Genomic DNA, 497 nt, shown 5'->3' with positions numbered 1-497 from the left:
CAGCAGTTCGAGGCTCAGGTGGTCGCCACACCGGATAACGTGGCACTGGTGTTTGCCGGGGAAACGCTGACTTACCGGCAGGTCAATGAGCGGGCAAACCAGCTGGCGGTTGTGATCCGCGAACGCTATCAGCAGCGGCGTAATGCGCCGATGCCGGCAGACACGCCGGTGGCCCTGTATCTGGATCGCAGCCTGGAGATGATCATCAGTATTCTGGCGGTACTAAAAGCCGGGGGGGCCTATGTGCCGATGTCCCCGGAATATCCGCCGGAGCGGATCCGGTTTATTCTGGCTGACACCGGGTCTTCGTGTGTGGTGACCCAACAGCGGCACCTGACGGCGCTGGGGGAATACACGCACACGCTGTCACTAATTGCGGCGGATGATCCGTCGGTGACCGCAGAACGGCCAATGGACAACCCGGTGCCGGTGAACGGGGCTACGGATCTGGCGTACATCATCTACACCTCAGGGACAACCGGTCAGCCCAAAGGGGT

Annotated in this window: 1 protein-coding gene; it reads left to right on the top strand. The window is 61.4% G+C overall.

Features of this window, described 5'->3' with window-relative positions:
* The coding region (locus tag NXS07_RS20785; RefSeq protein WP_258087604.1) for an AMP-binding protein at window positions 1-497 on the top strand (497 nt) is incomplete at both ends.

It is taken from the genome of Xenorhabdus bovienii, assembly GCF_024721015.1.
GTDB classification, from domain to species: Bacteria; Pseudomonadota; Gammaproteobacteria; order Enterobacterales; family Enterobacteriaceae; genus Xenorhabdus; species Xenorhabdus bovienii.
Note: the sequence above shows the minus strand (reverse complement) of the source record. Positions and strands in the feature narration are given on the sequence as shown.